At 44.4% G+C, this 20,484-nt stretch carries 15 protein-coding genes; 10 read left to right on the top strand and 5 right to left on the bottom strand.

What is annotated here, in order from left to right; translation table 11 throughout:
• Positions 1-23: 23 nt before the first annotated feature.
• Both IYN84_RS09370 and IYN84_RS09365 read right to left on the bottom strand, forming a co-directional pair.
• Entirely contained in the window at positions 24-1,265 is a 1,242-nt protein-coding gene (locus IYN84_RS09370) for an FAD-dependent oxidoreductase (protein WP_196138941.1), read from the bottom strand.
• 145 nt (positions 1,266-1,410) lie between these two features.
• A complete protein-coding gene (locus IYN84_RS09365) occupies positions 1,411-2,625 on the bottom strand; it encodes a Xaa-Pro peptidase family protein (protein WP_196138940.1) in 1,215 nt (404 codons plus the stop codon).
• 371 nt (positions 2,626-2,996) lie between these two features.
• Here IYN84_RS09365 and dapA point away from each other — a divergent pair, with 371 nt between their 5' ends.
• The 4 genes from dapA (at position 2,997) to IYN84_RS09345 (ending at position 8,720) form a co-directional block, all read left to right on the top strand.
• Positions 2,997-3,893, top strand: a complete 897-nt coding sequence (gene dapA / locus IYN84_RS09360; protein WP_196138939.1) for a 4-hydroxy-tetrahydrodipicolinate synthase — start codon at positions 2,997-2,999, stop codon at positions 3,891-3,893.
• A gap of 127 nt (positions 3,894-4,020) precedes the next feature.
• Entirely contained in the window at positions 4,021-5,601 is a 1,581-nt protein-coding gene (locus IYN84_RS09355) for an aldehyde dehydrogenase (NADP(+)) (RefSeq protein WP_196138938.1), read from the top strand.
• Positions 5,602-5,629: 28 nt separating this feature from the next.
• Complete coding sequence (locus IYN84_RS09350) at positions 5,630-6,580, top strand: 4-hydroxyproline epimerase (RefSeq protein WP_196138937.1); 951 nt, start codon at positions 5,630-5,632, stop codon at positions 6,578-6,580.
• Positions 6,581-6,878: 298 nt separating this feature from the next.
• Positions 6,879-8,720 (top strand): serine hydrolase, encoded by a 1,842-nt coding sequence (locus tag IYN84_RS09345; protein ID WP_196138936.1) that lies wholly within the window; start codon positions 6,879-6,881, stop codon positions 8,718-8,720.
• 148 nt (positions 8,721-8,868) lie between these two features.
• Here IYN84_RS09345 and IYN84_RS09340 read toward each other — a convergent pair whose 3' ends face one another.
• The 3 genes from IYN84_RS09340 to IYN84_RS09330 form a co-directional block, all read right to left on the bottom strand.
• The gene (locus IYN84_RS09340) at positions 8,869-9,087 is read right to left on the bottom strand and encodes a hypothetical protein (protein WP_196138935.1); all 219 of its coding nucleotides are present in this window, start codon (positions 9,085-9,087) and stop codon (positions 8,869-8,871) included.
• A gap of 670 nt (positions 9,088-9,757) precedes the next feature.
• Complete coding sequence (locus IYN84_RS09335) at positions 9,758-10,492, bottom strand: protein-L-isoaspartate(D-aspartate) O-methyltransferase (RefSeq protein ID WP_246722762.1); 735 nt, start codon at positions 10,490-10,492, stop codon at positions 9,758-9,760.
• A 273-nt stretch (positions 10,493-10,765) separates the two neighbouring features.
• A complete protein-coding gene (locus IYN84_RS09330; protein ID WP_196138934.1) occupies positions 10,766-11,782 on the bottom strand; it encodes a low specificity L-threonine aldolase in 1,017 nt (338 codons plus the stop codon).
• A gap of 242 nt (positions 11,783-12,024) precedes the next feature.
• On the opposite strand from IYN84_RS09330, the gene IYN84_RS09325 reads away from it, so the two are divergent.
• The 6 genes from IYN84_RS09325 (at position 12,025) to purH (ending at position 20,410) form a co-directional block, all read left to right on the top strand.
• Positions 12,025-14,382, top strand: a complete 2,358-nt coding sequence (locus tag IYN84_RS09325; RefSeq protein ID WP_196138933.1) for an AAA family ATPase — start codon at positions 12,025-12,027, stop codon at positions 14,380-14,382.
• 99 nt (positions 14,383-14,481) lie between these two features.
• Positions 14,482-15,363 (top strand): 50S ribosomal protein L11 methyltransferase, encoded by an 882-nt coding sequence (gene prmA, locus IYN84_RS09320; protein WP_196138932.1) that lies wholly within the window; start codon positions 14,482-14,484, stop codon positions 15,361-15,363.
• A 71-nt stretch (positions 15,364-15,434) separates the two neighbouring features.
• The gene (locus IYN84_RS21675; protein ID WP_196138931.1) at positions 15,435-17,186 is read left to right on the top strand and encodes a zinc-ribbon and DUF3426 domain-containing protein; all 1,752 of its coding nucleotides are present in this window, start codon (positions 15,435-15,437) and stop codon (positions 17,184-17,186) included.
• Between the two features lie 248 nt (positions 17,187-17,434).
• The gene (gene dusB, locus IYN84_RS09310) at positions 17,435-18,421 is read left to right on the top strand and encodes a tRNA dihydrouridine synthase DusB (RefSeq protein ID WP_196138930.1); all 987 of its coding nucleotides are present in this window, start codon (positions 17,435-17,437) and stop codon (positions 18,419-18,421) included.
• Entirely contained in the window at positions 18,418-18,711 is a 294-nt protein-coding gene (gene fis, locus IYN84_RS09305) for a DNA-binding transcriptional regulator Fis (RefSeq protein ID WP_246722759.1), read from the top strand. Before dusB ends, fis begins: the two co-directional genes overlap by 4 nt.
• A 127-nt stretch (positions 18,712-18,838) precedes the next feature.
• Positions 18,839-20,410 carry a bifunctional phosphoribosylaminoimidazolecarboxamide formyltransferase/IMP cyclohydrolase gene (purH, locus tag IYN84_RS09300; protein WP_196138929.1) on the top strand — a complete coding sequence of 524 codons (1,572 nt, stop codon included), beginning with the start codon at positions 18,839-18,841 and terminating at the stop codon, positions 20,408-20,410.
• Positions 20,411-20,484: the final 74 nt, after the last annotated feature.

Raw genomic sequence — 20,484 nt, 5'->3', positions numbered from 1 at the left:
ACGGCAAGGCGAAGAATAATAAACTAGAATCGCTCTATTGCAAAAGCATCCAGGTCCTTACTTGCGCGATGGTTATTCAATTCGCTGATCAGATCTGCAGTCACCGCGGCTTGAGTTAAGCCCAGATGCTGGTGTCCAAATGCCATGATCACCTGAGGGTGTTTTGGTGCCCTACCGATGACCGGTAGTGAGTCCGGTAGTGAAGGACGTCGTCCCATCCAATGAGTTGCCCCCGATTTATTTAAGCCGGGCAAAATTTGGCTGGCGTGTTCAAATAGAATATCGGCCCTCTGCCAGTTTTCCTCCGCATCCTTACTCGCCAGTTCGACGGTGCCGGCAAGTCGTAAGCCGTCTTCCATGGGAGTCATTACAAAAGAGCGTTCAAAGGAAGTTACCGGCCGGTTCAATTCAACATTGGGTTCTGGAAGGGTTAGGTTATATCCTCTTTCGGCTTCTAGTGGGACTGAATAGCCCAGCTGTTTGGCTAATGATTTTGAGTAGACACCACAGGCGATTACAACTTCTCTGGCTTGAATATTTTCACCGTTAGTGAGCAGTTCAACCCCTTTTTCTCCAAAAGCAAAATCTTCTACCTGAAGCTTTTTAAACTCGCCTCCAGCTTGAATGAAGGATTCGAAAAGGCTGGTTACCAGTCGATAAGGGTTAATTGTGTGGGCTGTATCCGGGTAATAAAGACCTCCTGCCACATCTTGCGTGAGTGCGGGTTCAAGCTCTCTTATCTGATCTCCAGTCAAATGCTCAACCTTGACGCCATGTGCACTGACTTTTTTCAGGTGTGCCAGATTTTTGACCGCTGATTCCGGTTTTTGGTAAATGGTTAGCGCGCCTTTTTGGGTCATCAGATGCTCGAGCCCTGTCCTCTTTAACAGTGCATCAAAACGTTCAATGGAGGGCCTGTTTAATCTTTTCAATGCATCTATTGTGGCTGCAGTTTTGTGTGGCATCGCTGCCCATGCAAAACGCATTAACCAGGGAAAAAGCTGAGGTAAGAAACGCCACCGCAAAGTCAGTGGTCCAGTGGGATCCATTAATAACCTGGGGACGCTTAACAGGGTTGAGAAGTTGGCCAGCGGCAAAATAATATCGGTGGCAAAGTGTCCTGCGTTGCCTTTTGAGCAGCCTTCACCGGGCCCTTGACGATCAATAAGAAGTACTCTCTTTCCTTCAAATTGCAGGCGTTCAGCAATACAGGTGCCAATGATTCCCGCACCAACAACGGCAACATCTGCGATGGGTTGTTTCACTTATTCTACTCCAAAAAATCCTGATAGCTTTTCCTCGGGGATACTGGTTTAGCAACAACTCTATCACAAGTGTTAACTCGTGCTTCCTCTCCTGAAGGAAGCGTCAGGAGAGGCTGGCTAGTCGCGTAGCAGTATTGAGTTTTAGTTAAGCCTCGTATCCAAAGGGATCATCGATTGAATATGAGGGTTCGGTAAACCATTTAGGGCCGGTTTCTGTCATATAAAAATGATCTTCCAGACGTACACCGAATTCACCGGGTAATACCATCATCGGCTCGTTGCTAAAACACATGCCGCTAGCCAGTGGAGTTCGATCATTTTTTACCAGATAAGGCCACTCATGGATATCGAGTCCTATGCCGTGACCTGTTCGATGTGGGAGCCCCGGGACCTGATAGCCCGGACCAAAGCCTTTGGACTCCAGATAACTACGGGCGGCAGTATCGACATCACCGCAAGGTGTGCCTGGCTGAGCCGCGGCAAAGGCTGCTGCTTGAGCTTCTTTTTCTATTTGCCAAATTTCTCTGTGCCTTTGTGTCGGCTCTCCAAAGACATAAGTTCGGGTGATGTCGGAGTTATACCCCTCAATCTGGCAGCCTGTATCAATCAATACCAGGTCGTTCTGCTCCAGTTCTTTTGGGTTGCTAACACCATGCGGAAAAGCGGTATCTCCCCCAAACAGAACAATACAGAAATAGGAACCACTTGCGCCAACTTTCTGGTGGGCCTGGTTAATGAAATCTTCGACTTCCTGGGTGGAAATTCCCGGGCGCAGGATTTTTGCAGCTGCTTTATGGACTTCCAGCGTCATATTTTTTGCTATTTGCAGTAATTCCAGTTCAGTTTCAGACTTCTGACTGCGACAGCCAGCAGTCACTGGCTTGGCGTCCACAAACTGTACTGCAGTACATGCTTTTCTTAAGCCATCAAAAATGAAAAAACTGGATGATTCATCAATTGCAAAGGTGGCGGTTTCCGGCGCAATCTCTCTGAGCAAGGAAGCAGTTAGCTCATATGGAGATTCATCTTCATGCCAGCCATGGATATCCCCGGAAATTTTCATAAAGCCTTTTAAGGTATCAATTTCAAAGTGGGGTGCGATGTAATGTAGTTGTCCGTCCTTGGTAAGCAGGGCCCCTACCATTCTTTCACTGGCGTACCAGCGGGTGCCACTAAAGTAATAAAGGTTTGTCCCTGCATTGAGATAAACCACATCAATTTGATTCCGGTTCATCAAATCAACAGCATTATTGATACGTTGCTGGTACTCAGAGAGTGCTATCGGTTGAACATCGGCTGTCATATCGGTTAATGAAGCCAATACTTGTGAAGGTTCGAAACCACCAACACCTATAGTCATAGGGACTCCTAATGGATTAAAATATCCAATAAAATATATTTTGTGTACACAGATAGCAAAGAATTCTTTAATATGGTTCCGTTTTGCTTCGGCCCAATGTACTTGATTAGTCTCACAGCAAGGGCTTTAGTAGTCGAAACCCGGTAAAAACAAGCTTCTGTTGTCTAAAATAATAGAAGCAAAATCAATTCACTACCGACGTTTTGGCGTACTATAACAAAATATTGTTTTATTGTACACAAAATAATGTTATTCTGTTTGCACTTTAGTGGCAATCAGTGGCTGAACTACGTGAGCACTATGGATGAGTCTGAAACGGATAATTCAGAAAACTTCACGGTGCAGCCACCTTTCTTTAGAGGTTTATAAAAATGCAAGTTAATTGGAGAGGGGTATATCCCGCAGTATCAACTCAGTTTAAGGAAGATTTTTCTGTCGACCATGCAGAGAATGCGAAGATGTTGGATAACCTGATCAATGAAGGTGTTCACGGCATTATCGTCTGCGGTACAGTTGGCGAAAACTGTTCGCTTTCGGCTGATGAGAAAAGAGCTGTGATGCAGCAAGCAGTGGAAGTAGCAGGAGGCCGAGTACCCGTATTGTCCGGCGTAGCTGAGACGACTACTGCACAAGCTGTTCAGTACGCACAAGATGCTGAAAAAATTGGTATCGATGGCCTGATGACCTTACCTGGAATGGTGTATCGTTCCACCGAAGATGAGGCTATTCATCATTATCAGCAAGTTGCTCGTAACTGTGGTTTGCCGATTATGATTTACAACAATCCGATAACTTATGGGGTTGATGTATCGATTGAAGGTATGAAAACCCTTGCTGCAGAAGACAATATTGTCGCTGTTAAAGAAGCGACTGAAGATACTCGTCGTATTACCGAATTATTCCGCGAGTTTGGTGATCGATATACCGTTTTTGGCGGTGTTGATGATATTGCGCTAGAAAGCTTGATGTTAGGTGCTACTGGCTGGATCTCTGGACTGACTAATGTATTCCCAAAAGAGTCGGTGGCCATATTTAATCTTGCTGCCGAAGGTCGTTTTGAAGAAGCACGTGAAATCTGGCGTTGGTTCATGCCACTACTTCGTCTGGATACTATTCCGACTTTGGTACAGTGCATCAAGCTTGCCGAGCAACTTGCTGGTCGAGGCTCGGAAAGAGTCAGAGCACCGCGTCTGCCGCTAAAAGGTGAAGAACGAGCTTACGTAGAACGTATATACAACGAAGCCGTAGCTAACCGTCCAAAGCTTTAATAGATTGAGCTAAATACCGGCTTTTTTGTTTTTGAAATAGCTAATGTTATTCAAGGCAACAAAGCTGGTGTGAACCCAAATTTCCTTCGATTGTAATTACCGAATGTTAAAACCAGAGTAAAAATTTATGCAGCAAAAAGTATTAATCAACGGTCAGTGGCAAGCCGCCAATGCTGAAAGCGAGTTCAGCGCGTTTAACCCGATGACAGGAGAGCAACTTTCAGAGGTTTATCCTGTTTCCAGTTGGAGTGATATTGACAAGGCTTTAAGCGCTGCCGTGGAAAGTTTTGTTCAGTTGCAAAAAATTTCTCGTGAAACAGTAGCGGCATTTTTGGAGCGTTATGCGAGCCTGATTGATTCCAACAAGAACGCAATTGTTGAAATGGCTAATCTGGAAACTGGATTGCCGCTATCGCCGCGACTGGCTGATGTGGAAATTCCGCGTACAGTTGGTCAGTTACGACAAGCTGCGCAAGCTGCACAGGAAGCAAGCTGGACTCAGCCGACAATTGATAGTGCAAACAATATTCGTTCCTTATTGACCGCAATTGGACCGGTAGCTGTTTTTGGACCCAACAATTTTCCTCTGGCTTTTGGCAGTATTTCGGGAGGCGACTTTGCAGCTGCAATTGCTGCCGGTAATCCGGTAATCGCTAAAGCTCACCCTTCTCATCCGGGGACTACTCGTTTATTTGCGGAGTTGGCACAAAAGGCTTGTGAGGAAACTGGTTTGCCGCAAGCAACAGTTCAACTTGTTTATGCTATGTCCAATGAGTCAGGACTTAAAATGGTAAGCGACCCGAGAATAGCGGCAACTGGCTTTACTGGTTCTCGACCGGCAGGGCTTGCACTGAAAAAAGCGGCGGAAGATGCCGGCAAACTTATTTATCTTGAACTATCCAGCGTTAATCCCGTGATTGTTTTGTCTGGAGCTCTCGAGCAGCGGGGTAATGCTATCGCTGAAGAATTTGCTCTTAGCTGTACAATGGCGGCAGGACAACTTTGTACTAAGCCTGGACTGCTTATTGTTCAGGAAAATGAGTCGACAGACAGTTTTGTTCAGGCGGCTTGTGAAAAATTTCAACAAGGGCCGGTTGGAACTTTACTTTCGCCAAATGCGGCGGATCATATTGCAGCAGCTTCCAGTGAACTGGTTGCAGCCGGCGCAACATTACTAACTTCTACGCGAGAACTGGAGGATGGTCGCTTTTGTCACTCCAATACTTTGCTTGAAGTTAGTGGTAAAAGTTTTATTGCTGATAGTAAAACTTTTCAGACCGAAATATTCGGTAATGCTTCTTTAATCATTCGAAGCGAGTCACTTGAACAAACTCAAAAAATACTGAGTTTGCTAGAGGGGAATTTAACCGGGTGTGTCTATTCTGCTGAAGATGGTATTGATGATACTGATTATGATCTGATTGCAGCGACTCTGACAAATAAAGTTGGTCGAGTAATCAATGATAAAATGCCAACCGGTGTCGCGGTTTCTCCTGCTATGAACCATGGTGGACCTTTTCCATCCAGTGGGCATCCCGGGTTTACCGCTGTCGGTTTGCCCGCAGCAATCAAACGATTTGCTGCGCTGAAGTGTTTTGATAACGTTCGACAGCATCGACTACCAGACTTATTGCAGGATAAAAATCCAGACGGAAAAATCTGGCGGTTGATTGATGGAGCATGGACACAAGGAGATCTGGGAGCTTAATTTTCTGATCGCTTTTTCGGTAAAAAAAATGTCTCAAGTTAATTTAAAAATTATCGATTCACACACCGGTGGTGAACCGACCCGAACTATCGTTGAAGGCTTTCCTTATTTGGGCGATGGTTCAATGGCTGAACGTTTAGTGCTGTTCAGGGAGAAATATGATCATTTGCGTTCTTCGTTGGTAAATGAGCCGAGAGGGAGTGATGTCATGGTGGGCGCGCTTTTATGTGAGCCGGTCAATCCTGATAATGCCGCCGGTGTTATTTTTTTCAATAACGTCGGCTACCTTGGCATGTGTGGTCATGGCACTATCGGTCTTGCGGTAACTCTTTATCATATGGGAAAAATCGGCCTTGGTGTTCACTGTATTGAAACTCCAGTCGGGGAAGTAATCGTTAATTTACACTCTCCAAATCGAGCTTCGATCCAGAATGTGGCCAGTTATCGGCTCGCTAAATCAGTCGATGTTGAAGTCGATGGCGTTGGAACGGTAACCGGTGATATCGCCTGGGGTGGCAACTGGTTTTTCTTGGTTGAGAAGCATGGCCAGAAGATGTCGCTGGATAATGTGACCCGGCTGACCGACTACAGTGAGCGAGTGCGCGATGCTCTATGGCAGCAAAAAATCACCGGAAGTGATGGCCAGATGATTGATCATGTAGAGTTATTTGGTCCGCCAACTTCCAAAGATATTGCCGACAGTCAAAGCTTTGTACTTTGTCCAGGTAGTGCCTACGATCGTAGTCCATGTGGAACTGGCACTTCAGCAAAATTGGCCTGTCTGATTGCAGATGAAAAATTACAGCCAGGACAAATCTGGCGTCAGCAAAGTATTATAGGCAGTGTGTTTCAGGGTTCAGTTGAAATAAAGGGAGAGCAAATTATTCCGACTATTAGCGGAGAGGCATTTGTTAATCTAAGTGCCGAAATTTTGTTCGATGAAAAAGATCCTTTCCGTTTTGGAATCGGCATTAGTTAATCGATAGCTGCCGTTTCTTCTATTCCAGATTTCCAAACTTAGCGAGGGAGAACTTTCTCACTAAGCAAATTATCTCGCCAAATAATTTTCTTGCCAGTCTGTTACTAATGTAATAGGCTGGGTATAAAGCTAACACCCGCTTATAGCAGCTAGATATAGTAGTTAAAAAATAGTAGCTCGACTCTGTCTTAGGGATTTATCTGCAAAATTGAGCAGAGCGATCTAACCCCCGCAGGAGTGCTGGGTCGTTTGTGCGTTCTAATGGCTTTTTTGAGCGACTAATTAAACAAGGAAAATAATGAAGAACAATAAACTGATTCTGGCGCTTACTCCACTGGTTTTTGCCTGTTCTGCTTTCGTATCAACAGCTGCGACTGGAAAGACAGAAGAACAATCCGAATCAATTCAAACTGTAATTCAACAAGTTGAAAATAGCCTGCGTGCGAGTAATCGTTTTCAAGGTGATCCTTTGTGGACGATAGAAGAGCGCATGAAGCATTATGGTGTACCGGGGGTTAGTCTGGCGGTAATTAAAGACTACAGAATTCATTGGCACAAAACCTATGGTGTTACCGATAAGGAAACAATGGCACCGGTAACCGAAGATACTTTGTTTCAGGCTGGCTCCATATCCAAACCGGTAGCTGCTTACGGCGCATTAAAATTAACCGAACAAAAGCTCCTTTCTCTGGATGAACCGGTTAACCACAAACTAGAGGGTTGGAAAATTCCAGAAAATGAATTCACCAAAAGTAATCCGGTGACGTTAAAACATTTGATGAATCATTCTTCGGGGTTAACGGTTCATGGATTTTGGGGGTATTCACAAGGGTTGAAAGTACCGACCATTGAGCAGGTGCTGGATGGCGAGAAGCCAGCCAATTCTGATCCGGTGCGTGTCGACTTCATGCCGGGTGATAAGTTTCGTTATTCGGGGGGCGGTTATACGGTTATGCAAAAGGCCACAACGGATGTGACAGATAAAGCCTACCCGGAAATTATGGCGCAGCTGGTTCTTTCACCAATTGGCATGCAGCGCAGCAGCTACGAGCAACCTTTGCCGCCGGAGAAGCTAAAATTTGCTGCCGCAGGTTATTTGCCCAATAAGGAACCCGTTCCCGGGAAAAGACATGTCTATCCGGAAATGGCAGCTGCGGGACTTTGGACAACGGCAGAAGATTTAGCAAAATTTGCCATCGACATACAGCTGGCGATTAAAGCTGATAAAAGTAAAGTTTTAAAACAGCAGACCGTCGAGCAAATGCTAACACCGTATGTCAGTCCTCAAACTGGTTTGGGATTATTCTTGCGTAATCCGAAATCAGACGATGTATATTTCGAACACGGAGGTTGGGATGAAGGCTTTAGTGCCGATCTAAAAGCGCACAAAAATAAAGGCTACGGTGTGGTTGTGATGATTAATTCGAATCATCCGGGTTTTATTAACGAACTGGTCAACAGCGTTGCCAGCGTTTACCAGTGGGATGAGTTTTTGCCTAAAGAGTATCAATCGCTTCCTATTTCAAAAAAAGACCAAGATAGAATTTCTGGTCGCTTTCGATATTCGGATGACATGCTGTTTAGCATTTATTCAACTGACGACAAAGTTTTTATGCAGTACCTCAACGGCGACCCCATGGAAGTTTTGAGAGTCGGTGACAATGTCTATGTCAGACGTGAGTTTGCGAGAGAATTTAGTTTTGTTAAAGGAGATAATGGAGCCGTTAATCTGGCGTTCAATATGGGAGATGAACCTCCTGCAATTAGAGCGAGAGTATCGAATGAAGTAAAGGTGCCATTTGAATTCATCATTCAAGGACAGTTAGGAAAAGCGAAAAATGCCTACCAGACAATGATGAAAGAGAGCCCGCAAAGCGCTCAGGAAGCGGAAAATAATATAGTTGAGTTTGCACAGAAAGAACTACAGGCAGGAAAAGAAGAGCAAGCTGAAGATTACCTTAAATTGGCCGCAGAATTATTTCCCGAAAGTGCATACCCTTGGTTGGAGATGGCGAAGTTACGTTTGAAACAGAAAGACCATACTGCTGCTATGTCTAATTTTAAAAAGGCGCTTTCGATACAGCCTGATAATGAAATGATTAAGTTGAGGATCAGAGAGTTGGAAACGAAGTCGAAATAGTCATCGTAATATTTCGACTCTAATTAAAGAATTACAAGATAACGAAGTGAGAATGTTATGCCTCTGTTTGTGTTGACATGCAATAGGGCTGCATTCTCACTAAAGGGGACCTTTTTAGTTTTTTTATAAAAGCTAGGAAAAATTTAATTTAAGAGCGTTTCGCAGCGCTGCGCTTTCCTGCGACAGTTTTTTGCTCCTGCAAAAACTGCATACAGTCCATCCATGGACATAAGTAACTTTTTGTCAAGAGCAACAAAAAGTCACCAAAAAATGCCCAACGCTCAGGCCACTGGGCCAGCGCAATTGACTCTTGATAAGGCCTTAGCACTTCCTGGTCGCCCACCAACAATTTGTATTCACGCCCCACCCTCTAGTAGGACCTCTCTAGGAACCATGAATAATACATTTTGAGTCGTGACTATAGTCGTTGGTAAAAACTATTTTTAGGGTTAATAAAACCAGAACTGATCGAAATAAATTAAAGGTTTGGATGGATTTTACAGCCTGAACTTAACTCAATTCGTAACCCCGGCGCGAAAGCAACCATTCCCAGCTTTGGCTGCAATTATACCTTGAGGGCGATAGCAATTATCAGTTTTATCCAGGTCAAAGTTTTAGGTGACATCAACGCGCTCATGTAAGAGTGCCAGCGCAGCGAAAAAGGGCGTTTTTGGGTACTTTTTTCGCTCTTGAAAAAAGTATCTCGCAGGAAAGCGCAGCGCTGCGAAATGCTCTTGAACTAATAATTTTGCTAAGCTTTTAAAAAAGCGAAAGTCCCCTTTAGATAATTTTATGCCACGTTAACTTTTGTCAGAACTCATCAAACATAAAATTTTGAATGCCCTAGTTTGAGTATAAAGAAATGCAATTTAAGTGAATATGACAAACAATAATTTATCGTTTATAAAGGAGGTTATTATTAAAAAAGGTTGAGTAATATTGCTTTATTAATTCATTGCGTTGTTTATAGGTGTTGAAGCCCAAGTTCTCTGTAACGAAAAAATGAATGATCTCTACTGTAGAGTAAGCGAAAAATATTAATCGCGAGTCAGCGGCACAAAGCTAACCGGTAGCACTTGCTTTTTTTTAACTTTTCCCTGTTTATCTTTAGTAACCAGCGTCAGAAACTGGATCTGATCTTGTTCTCCTACAGGAATCACCATTCGACCACCTGCTTTTAACTGGTCGATTAGCGGTTCCGGAATATGCGCCGGCGCTGCTGTCACAATGATAGCGTCAAAAGGCGCTAACTTTTCCAGTCCTCTATAGCCATCGCCGTGATAAACCGAAATATTTTCAAAACCGAGATTTTTCAACCTTAACTTTGCTTTTTCAGCGAGGGACTCGATAATTTCGATGGTATGAACCTTTTTACTCAGACGGCTCAAAATCGCTGCCTGATAACCGGAACCGGTGCCAACTTCCAGTACGACCTCTTCGCCCTTTAGTTGCAGAAGCTCGGTCATAATGGCGACGATAAAAGGTTGTGAAATGGTTTGTCCTTCGCCTATAGGCAGCGGACGGTTTTCATAGCTGTAACGCAGGTAGGGCTGGTCGACAAATTGATAACGCTTAACTGATTGCATCGCTTCCAGCACTTTGGGTGAAAGCGTATCGATCCCGGTTTCGCGGGATGTGGTTTTAGTATCCTTGATGATTTCAGCAATCAGCAGCTGCATTTTACTCTCGCTTTGGCTTTTAGCCTGTACATTAAACACACTCGTTAACAGCAGATAAAAAACAATGGAGGTTGTGAGTAGCTGCTGTTTCATCGAAATTCCCGAGTTTGTTAAATAGCAAACCAAAGCGGGTAAAGAACAATCCGTTTAGTCTATTCAGCGACTGACTGGCGACGAGTTATAAAATAAAACTAGCACAATTGCGCTATCAAGTGTGACGTTGGCGAAAGCATAGTATGAAACATTACTATTAACGACTTTTTAATAGCATGCTTTTATACAGATACCTGCTTTCATAAATTTCACAGAAATAAACGAAAAGGAATTCGTTCGTACAGCTTACTTTTCCAGCTAAGCAGTTCCTAATTAGCCTAGCTGTTTGGCCTTCTCGACAAAGTCATCCACATGACTTTGTTGTACATCATGGGATAAAACGAAACGAGCGATATCACTGCCCGGCATAATATAGAAGTAGGTATGTGCTTGCAGTGTCTCCACCCATAGCTGTGGTAGTCTGGCGAAAAACATATTGCTTTCTGCAGGGTAAAGGAGTTCGACACCGTCAAACCTTTGCAAACTGTCAGCCAGAGATGTTGCCAGCTGATTACTATGTGCCGCCAGGTCGAGGCCAAGATTATCGGTAAAAAGTGCTAAAAATTGCGCTGAAACGTAACGCATTTTTGAAAAAAGCTGTAGTCCCTGTTTTTGTAAGTGTTCAAATCCTTGAGCTAGCTCGGGATTAAGAAAAACAACTGCTTCACCAAACATCAAGCCAGCCTTGGTTCCACCCAGACTCAAAACATCGATGTCTTTGACTAGCTCTTCCAAAGGCACATTTAATTCAGCCGCTGCGTTATAAAGGCGACAGCCATCCATATGAAGTAATAAATCTAGCTCGTCACACACTGCGCGAATCGCCGAAAGTTCTTCCGGATAATAGACGGTGCCGAATTCGGTGGTCTGGCTAATACTCACCAGACGGGGTTTAGTAGCGTGCTGTCCCCAGCAGGCTTCCGCGTTGTAGACTTTGCGGATAGCCTCCGGCGTCAGCTTACCTTGCTCATGAGGGCAGGTTAGCAACTTGACGCCGCACCACTGCTCTGGCGCACCAGTTTCATTGCATTGGATATGCGCCGAGTCAGTGCAGATAACGCTTTGATAACTTCTGAGTGAAGCTTTGATCGCGAGGGTATTTGCCGCGGTGCCAGTGCCGACAAACCAGACCTTTGCCTTTTCCGAAAGTGTTTGCTGAATGAGTTTGATTGCTTTTTGAGTTATCTCGTCATTGCCATAAGCCGGAACATGACCGTGGTTGGCATCGACAAGTGCCTGCATGATTTTTGGATGGACACTGGCGTAATTATCGCTGGCAAATGAAATCATCGAAGATTCGTCCTGAGGAGTTTTTGATTCGTCAATTTAAACTATTTTTATGACGAATTGTAGTCCCGACAAGTCGTAACGAATGTTAAACAATCGATTTTATCGGTTGGCTCTCCATGCGAAATAGTCAATATATTTACTACCAATTGCTGCAATCCAGAGTATATAACTGGTCGCTCGACATTTGCTTAAAGGCTATCTCTGACCTATAACGATTATAGAAGGCCGATAGAGAAAATCCTATGCACAAGACCCTTTTAAATGCCGCTGACTTGACCTCTTCGATTGATGAGAAATCTCTGCCTTTTGCCAGATTCTCTGACTTACAAGCATCTAGTGAGTTTCTCGGTCAGGATCGGGCTATTGAAGCGATGCACTTCGGACTGACCACCAAGCAAAAAGGCTATAACCTTTTTGTGATGGGGGAGCGGGGAGACGGACGCCTGTCTATTGTTACCCACCATTTGGAATCCAAAGCCAAGATTGAAAAATGCCAGTCAGACTGGGTCTATGTGAATAATTTTGAAGAGCCGACAGATCCCTGGGCGATGCAGTTGCCATCTGGAGTCGCAAAAAAACTTTTGGACGATTGTAAAAATTTGATTTCGCAGCTGATGGTATCTTTGTCCGCTGCAATAGAAAACCCCGCCTACCAGCGAAAAAAAACTTCACTGGATAAATCTTTTAATCGCAAAGTCGAGGCGGTTATCAGTGAGATCGAGAAAATGGCGAGCAGCCAGAGTATTGCTCTCTATCAGGAAGGAGGGGATGTGTCTTTTTCGCCGATCATCGATGGTAAACCAGTCGACGATGTGGTATTCGCAGGCTTGTCGCAGTCAAATAAAGACCATTTTAACCGCCTGATTGACCGTCTCGAAGAAGAGTTGGTTGAATCTTTATTGGAAATGCCTCAGTGGAAGCGAAAGATTTATGACAAGGTAAAAAGGCTCAACAAAGAAACAATCAGTAAGGTTGTTTCGCAGCTTTTCGATGAAATTGAAGATGACTATTTGGGGCTGGCCGGTGTGCAGATCTATTTTAAGGAATCTCGAAAACACCTGGTGGATTTAATTTTGGACTATATAGGTTTGCTCGAATCGAGTGAAAGCAAAGATAACGAAAAGTTGAGGGATACTCTACTGCATAGTTTTGTTCCCAATTTATTGGTGGCTAATAATCAGGTATCGGGAGCACCGGTAGTGTTTGAATCTCGTCCCAGCTATTCGAGTCTTTTCGGTCAAATAGATTACTGGAACGAACAGGGCATCACCAAAACAAGCTTTCAACATATTCGTTGTGGCGCATTGCATCGCGCTAACGGTGGTTATTTAGTGCTGGAGGTTGAAAAATTGCTGGCCGACCCCGTGCTATGGCGGCAGCTGAAGCAGGCGCTACAAACCAAAGAAATCAAACTGTCACCGCCGACAATCGAATATTTGCCAGGCTCGACAACCGGACTAAATCCCCACGGAGTGCCGCTGGATGTAAAAGTTATTTTGGTCGGGGAAAGGGACTTCTACTATTGGCTGGAAGAGTTCGACAGTGAGTTTGGCGAGCTTTTTCGTGTACTGGTCGACTTCTCTGAAGACATGGAAGCTTCTCGGGAGAACATTGAGCACCTTGCTCGCCTGGTCAAGGCTCATTGTGAAAAAGACAATATTGGCGAGTTGAATAACCGTGGTTTCATCGAGTTACTCAAGTACAGTGCTCGTCGTTGCGGCCACCAAAATAAGTTATCGACCAGGCTATCGGAAATATTCGAAATCTTGAGCGAAGCTGAAGTAGTGCGTCGCGCTCGCGGTGATGATCAGTTAAGTGACAACAATATTCTTGAAGCGCAGGCTAACCGGGAATACCGCCATTCAAGGATCCGCGATGAAATGCTCGACAAAATAATTGAGGGTCAGGTGTTGATAGAAACTGCAGAGCGTCGAGTCGGTAGTATCAACGGTCTGACTATCTGGCGAATCGGTAGCAGCGAATTTGCCATGCCGGCACGTATTACCGCGACGGTTTTTCCGGGGAAAAAAGGCATTATCGATATCGAGAAAGAAAGTCAGCTTGGACTTTCGCTTCACTCCAAAGGAGTGATGATTATCTCTGGCTATCTGGCAAATCGATATGCCAAGGCGTTTCCGTTGACTTTGTCTGCCAATATTGTGATGGAGCAATCTTACGGCCTGGTTGACGGTGATAGTGCTTCGCTGGCGGAGATCTGTTGTCTTATTTCTGCGGTCAGCGATTGTCCCATTCGCCAGTCACTGGCGGTCACTGGCTCAGTTAGTCAGTTTGGTGAAGTTCAGGCTGTCGGGGGAATCAACGAAAAAATCGAAGGTTTTTTTAATATCTGTCAAAAGCGTGGTCTTGATGGAAATCATGGCGTGATTATTCCCAAGGCCAACAGCTGCAATCTGGTGTTAAATAAGCAGGTTATTGAGGCTGTCGAGCGAAAACAATTCAAAGTTTATGCTGTAGAAAACATTGACCAGGCCGTTGAGTTACTTTGTCTGGAGCCGGAGGAGTCGATAGATACGCTCAGTCGCCGAGTTAGTGGTGAGCTAGAAAAACTCTATCTGGCATCGAAAGTTAAAGCGACCTAATGTCAAAATACAAATGCTTTTCATATATCAATGGTGATTAGGAATCATTGAACAAAACCGTTAAACTATCGCCAATTTTAAGACACAATATTAATTAATATGCCCTGGCTACAACTAAGACTAAACACAACCGAGCCCCATGCCGATAATATCGGTGATGCCCTGATGGAAATGGGGGCATTATCCGTCACTTTGATGGATGCCGAAGATGTCCCTATATTGGAGCCGGCACCGGGTGAAACCCCTCTTTGGCAAAATGTTCATATGATGGTGCTGTTTGACGCTGAAACTGATACCCGAGGCATTCTTGATGCCTGGCAGCAGCATCCGCTCAGTCAACATTCCAGTAATGAAAAGTTTGAACTGTTAGAAGACAAAGACTGGGAAAGAGAGTGGATGGAAAGGTTTGAGCCGCTCCAGTTTGGTGAAAAACTCTGGATTTGTCCTAGCTGGAAGCCTGTGCCCGATGAATCTGCGGTGAATGTGATGCTCGATCCCGGCCTTGCCTTTGGTACAGGAACCCATCCGACAACCTCGCTCTGCCTAAAGTGGCTCGATGGACTCGATTTAGACGGGAAAACCGTCATAGATTATGGTTGTGGTTCCGGCATTCTGGCTATTGCTGCGCTAAAGTTAGGAGCGGCAAAAGTTTATGCAGTCGACATTGACGAACAGGCGATAATTGCCACTAAAGACAACGCCGAGCGTAATGGGGTTATGGACGAAAGACTTTTAGTCGGTAAGCCGGAACTGGTCAACGGGATCAGTACCGAAATAGTCGTTGCCAATATACTAGCTGGGCCATTAAAAGAGCTGGCTGCACAAATTTCAGCCCATTGCCAAAGTCATGGTAGACTAGCGCTATCTGGACTATTGGATGTGCAGTCGGAAGAAGTCAATTCTTGCTACCAGCAGTGGTTTGATATGGAGCCTGCTGTTTATGAGCAAGAGTGGACTCGACTTAGTGGTATTAAACGATAATACGACCGTTAAAAGTATTTAGTCCTGATTTCTCTACCTGACGAATAACTAGAAATACAAGGAAAGGTTTCGTGGCCGAACAAACACAATATACACGTTGTCCCAAGTGTGAGACCGCTTTTAAAGTTACCGAAAAGCTATTATCGATGGCGAAAGGTAAAGTTCGCTGTGGGGCATGTCTAGAAGTCTTTCAGGCGGATCAGTATTTTGTAAAGCCTCGCCAGGTTGTCTCTGCAACTTCTGCAGTGGCCAATACTGAAAGTGTCGCAAACAATGTCGTCGAGTCATCCGAAGTTGCCTCAGCAAGCCTGGGCGCTACCAAGTCTTCTGATGACGAAGTGGTAGCAAGCGATATTGAATCAGTTCCACAGCAGCAAGTATTCTCAGAACCAGAACCAGAACCAGAACCAGAACCAGAACCAGAACAGTCGCTTGCCGAAGATAAGGATTTGTTGAATGCAAGTTTTGGGGAAGATATTGAGTCACAAGTTTCTGTTGCGGAGTTTGACGATCCGCAAATGAGTCTGGATGACGACTTGGATATCGACGCGGCTCTTGATGAGCTGGATATGGTAGACGATATCGATAACGAGCCTCTCGATTTTGAATTAGACAGTGATGAAGTGATTGGTGAGGAGTTGGACACAACCGTCCCGGAAAGAGAATCGACAGAAACTAGTTTGTCTGAAGACTTTTTGACTGAAGAACCGATTGCCATTGAGCCTGAGATTGAATTGTCGGAGTTAAACGAAGTTGCTATTGAGTCTGGTGAAGTCGAAGATGTGGCTTTGCAAGCATTTGAGCTTGAAGCGGCAGAACAGGATGATTTGAGTCTTGATGATATGGATCTGGATGATATGAGTCTGGATTCTTTAGAAGAGAACGAATTTGATTTGGCGTTACAAAATGACGAACCGAGTGAAGAGGTTGTTAGCGAGCAACTTTCCGAAGTCGATGTTGCTGACTCGGCTATGGAAATTCCAGAAAACAATCTTGATGAAGAATCATTTGACGACTTTTTGGAAGATGCAGAAGAGTCGGTAGAAGAGTTGCTGGCAGAGGATTCTCTTGCAGTCGAAGTGCATGTCACAAATGACAAGCAAGCCGCGTTAAGCGAAGAGTCTGCGCCGGAAAACGAGCTGACAGACGACGTGTTTGATATTGATACAAGTTCAGGTGATTCAAATGAAGCCGACTTTGGGCTCCAAAATCAGACTATGGAAAGCTCTGAACTGGATTTGGACAGTCTTGAGGAAGATGCTGATTTGCTAGCTGATAACCTGGCAAACCAAATTGAAGAAGTAGATACAGAGCCCGATCCTCTGGATGAATTTGAAGAGCGTGTAGTCGACAAGAAAACTGGACTGCGGAATAGCATGATTGTTGTTCTTGTATTAGCATTATTGGGTTATGCAGGTCAAAGCTTCTGGAAAAATCGACAGACCTTATCGTGGGATCCTACCTGGGGATCTATGACCAAGTCGATTTGTTCTGCACTTCCCTGTGATCTTCAACCTCGTCGTGATGTTGCAAAAATCAAATTACGTCAACGAATTGTAAAGCCCTCTGAATCTGATGACAGCATATTGGAAATCAAGCTTTTATTGGTAAATGAGGCAAATTTTGCTCAACCTTACCCGGGTATCACCATCCGCTTCAGTGATAGAGATGGCAGTTTCGTTTCGCAGAAACGCTTTGAGGTGAGTGATTACTTCCCTGAAAAAGCTGAGCAGTTTATGCCGGCTAACGCTGAAGTTCACCTGACTTTTGAGACTAAGCTGCCACACCCTGATGCATTGGGCTTTGAATTTTTGTTTGATTAATATTTTGTTCCGATTTTGGAAGCATTTGACACTTTTTATGAATATTAACTAGCTATTTGATTCTCAAAAGAATTTCAAATTGCAAGTCTTTTTTATTGCTTTTTATGAGAAAAAAATCGGTAAATTAGTCTTTTTTCGCATTTTCATCATTGTTTAAACAGTGTAAAATCTGGTGCTTTCTTGACCAACCCCAGCTGTCGTCTCAGACAACCGACGATCCTGCTAATAAATGAGGATTTGATCCCGACATGAGGATTGGTTCTTACTCTTTAGATAACAATCTGTTTCTGGCTCCAATGGCTGGAGTGACAGACTTGCCTTTTCGTCGACTTTGTAAGTCGATGGGGGCGGGTGTTGTTGTAGGAGAAATGGTGTCGAGTGATCCTAGCTTGAGGCAGTCAAGAAAAAGCCAATTGCGATTACGTCATGATGACGAACCTGGCTTACGTATAGTCCAGATCGCAGGGGGCGACGCTGATATGCTGGCACAGGCAGCCCAATACAATGTCGAAAATGGCGCACAAGTCATTGATATCAATATGGGGTGTCCGGCAAAAAAGGTTTGTAAAAAAGCCGCTGGTTCTGCGTTACTTAAAGATCCAGTGCTGGTTGAACAAATTCTTAATGCCGTAGTCCAGGCGGTTGATGTACCTGTAACTCTGAAAATAAGAACAGGCTGGGATCCAGAAAATAAAAACGCAATAGATATTGCGCAAATGGCCGAAGCAGCGGGCATCCAGTCCCTTGCTGTACATGGCAGGACCCGAGCATGTAAATATCAAGGATTTGCAGAGTACGACACAATTGCACTGGTTAAGCAGTCGGTTTCAATCCCGGTGATTGCTAATGGTGATATTGATTCGCCGCAAAAAGCAAAATTTGTGTTGGATTATACCGGTGCAGATGGATTAATGATCGGTCGAGCGGCACAGGGGAGACCCTGGATATTCCGTGAAATTAATCATTATTTAGAAACTGGCGAACTAGCTCCGGAACCTTCAATTGAAGAAGTTGAGCAAGTGCTGGTGGATCACATTAAAGCACTACATGAGTTTTATGGGGAATTTCAGGGCGTAAGAATAGCGAGAAAACATACGGCTTGGTATTTGGCGGAACACTTATCCGCGCAATCATTCAAGCAGCAATTTAATCAGATTCAGTCTGCTGAGGCGCAGCTCGATGCGTTGACAGCTTATTTTAAACAAAAGAAATTTGATAAGGCACAAGTGGCATGAACTTAGATAGCATGGAAATAATGGAACAAAAAGAAACAGGCTCGTTTGAGATTACCAGTCAGCAAACGACTCTCCGTGAAAGTGTAGAGCAAGCGATGAAAGCTTATTTTGCACAACTGGAAGATGAAAAACCAACCGATATTTATAATATGGTTCTGGCCGAAGTAGAAGCGCCTTTGATGGAATGTGTAATGGCTTATACTCAAGGGAACCAGACAAAAGCTTCACAAGTTCTTGGTTTAAACCGAGGAACTTTAAGAAAGAAATTGAAAATGTATGGTCTAAACTAAGACCTGACGGATCGAATACAAAGCGGGCGTTTGCCCGTTTTGTTGTTTGTAGAATCCTGTAAAAAGCAAACCGCTTTTAAATTTTTGATTAATTAAGTGACCCCTTTCAAAGCAGATAGAGAAAATCATGAGCTCAATTCGACCTATCAAACGTGCACTTATAAGTGTTTCGGATAAAACCGGTGTTTTAGAATTTGCTAAAGCGCTAGCAGCAAAAAATGTAGAAATTTTGTCAACCGGCGGTACCGCCAAGTTGTTGATGGATAATAACGTTCCGGTGACTGAAGTTTCTAGCTACACCGGCTTTCCAGAAATGATGGATGGCAGAATTAAAACGCTTCACCCCAAAATTCATGGCGGTATTCTGGCTCGTCGTGGCCAAGATGAGTCCGTAATGGAGGAGCACGGTATTCAGGGGATCGATCTTCTGGTCGTTAACCTTTATCCATTCGAAGCGACAATAGCGAAAGATGATTGCTTGCTCGCTGATGCGATAGAAAATATCGATATCGGCGGACCAACTATGTTACGAGCAGCGGCCAAGAACCACAATGATGTTGTTGTGGTGGTGGAGCCAGAAGATTATCAAAAAGTGCTTGAGCAAGTTGAAACTAATGGCGGTACTGAATACAAGCTTCGTTATCAACTAGCATGGAAAACATTTGCCCACACCGCAAAATATGATGCGGCTATTTCTAACTATCTGGGAGCGCGCCTGGAAAACCTCGAGCAAGCAGAAACTTTCCCGCAGAGCTACTCGATTCAATATAAAAAGGCTCAGACGATGCGCTACGGTGAAAACCCACACCAATCAGCGGCTTTCTATGTAGAAGCCGAGCCGAAAGAAGCATCGGTTGCGACTGCTGTACAAATTCAGGGTAAAGAGCTTTCATTCAACAATGTTGCCGATACCGATGCAGCGCTGGAGTGTGTAAAGCAATTTGACGCACCTGCCTGTGTTATCGTTAAACATGCCAACCCATGTGGTGTTGCAGTTGAAGCCAATATTCTCGAGGCTTATAACAAAGCGTTCCAAACCGATCCTACCAGTGCTTTCGGTGGTATTATTGCTTTTAACCGCGAACTTGATCATGAAACAGCGAAAGCGATCGTTGACCGCCAGTTTGTTGAAGTCATTATCGCCCCCAAAGTATCGGAGCGTGCGAAAACGGTTGTTGCAGCCAAACAAAATGTTCGTCTTCTAGAGTGTGGCCAATGGGACGCACCTGCTGCCGCGTGGGATTACAAACGTGTCAATGGCGGTTTGTTAGTCCAGGATCGAGATTTGGGTGTCATCACTGCGGATGATCTTAAAATTGTTACTGAAGTTCAACCGACTGAGCAACAAATAAAAGATTTACTTTTCTGCTGGAAAGTTGCCAAGTCTGTTAAATCTAATGCGATTGTTTATGCTAAAAATGAGCAAACCATCGGTGTTGGTGCTGGTCAAATGAGTCGTGTTTACAGTGCTAAAATTGCCGGTATTAAGGCCGCAGATGAAGGTCTTGAAGTCAAAGGTTCGGTTATGGCATCTGACGCTTTCTTCCCGTTCCGTGATGGTATTGATGCAGCAGCTGAAGCGGGTATCAGCGCAATTATTCAGCCTGGTGGCTCAATGCGTGATCAGGAAGTCATTGATGCTGCTAACGAGCATGGTATGGCAATGGTCTTTACCGGAATGCGTCACTTTAAGCACTAAAGAAACTAAGCGCTAAGTGCTAAGAAATAAATCATAGCCCTCTCCCTAACCCTCTCTCAGGGGGAGAGGGGACA

Source organism: Aliikangiella sp. G2MR2-5 (assembly GCF_015687155.1).
Classification (GTDB): Bacteria; Pseudomonadota; Gammaproteobacteria; order Enterobacterales; family Kangiellaceae; genus Aliikangiella.
The sequence above is the reverse complement of the archived record's forward strand: the minus strand, read 5'-3'. Positions and strand labels throughout refer to the sequence as shown.

What these genes read in the sequence shown, in the direction of transcription:
- IYN84_RS09365 (WP_196138940.1), bottom strand. Translation starts at nt 2,625, where the DNA reads ATGACTATAGGTGTTGGTGGTTTCGAACCTTCACAAGTATTGGCTTCA.
- purH (WP_196138929.1), top strand. Translation starts at nt 18,839, where the DNA reads ATGAGCTCAATTCGACCTATCAAACGTGCACTTATAAGTGTTTCGGAT.
- IYN84_RS09330 (WP_196138934.1), bottom strand. Translation starts at nt 11,782, where the DNA reads ATGATTTCATTTGCCAGCGATAATTACGCCAGTGTCCATCCAAAAATC.
- dusB (WP_196138930.1), top strand. Translation starts at nt 17,435, where the DNA reads ATGAGGATTGGTTCTTACTCTTTAGATAACAATCTGTTTCTGGCTCCA.
- IYN84_RS09335 (WP_246722762.1), bottom strand. Translation starts at nt 10,492, where the DNA reads ATGAAACAGCAGCTACTCACAACCTCCATTGTTTTTTATCTGCTGTTA.
- IYN84_RS09350 (WP_196138937.1), top strand. Translation starts at nt 5,630, where the DNA reads ATGTCTCAAGTTAATTTAAAAATTATCGATTCACACACCGGTGGTGAA.
- IYN84_RS09355 (WP_196138938.1), top strand. Translation starts at nt 4,021, where the DNA reads ATGCAGCAAAAAGTATTAATCAACGGTCAGTGGCAAGCCGCCAATGCT.
- IYN84_RS09345 (WP_196138936.1), top strand. Translation starts at nt 6,879, where the DNA reads ATGAAGAACAATAAACTGATTCTGGCGCTTACTCCACTGGTTTTTGCC.
- prmA (WP_196138932.1), top strand. Translation starts at nt 14,482, where the DNA reads ATGCCCTGGCTACAACTAAGACTAAACACAACCGAGCCCCATGCCGAT.
- IYN84_RS09325 (WP_196138933.1), top strand. Translation starts at nt 12,025, where the DNA reads ATGCACAAGACCCTTTTAAATGCCGCTGACTTGACCTCTTCGATTGAT.
- fis (WP_246722759.1), top strand. Translation starts at nt 18,418, where the DNA reads ATGAACTTAGATAGCATGGAAATAATGGAACAAAAAGAAACAGGCTCG.
- dapA (WP_196138939.1), top strand. Translation starts at nt 2,997, where the DNA reads ATGCAAGTTAATTGGAGAGGGGTATATCCCGCAGTATCAACTCAGTTT.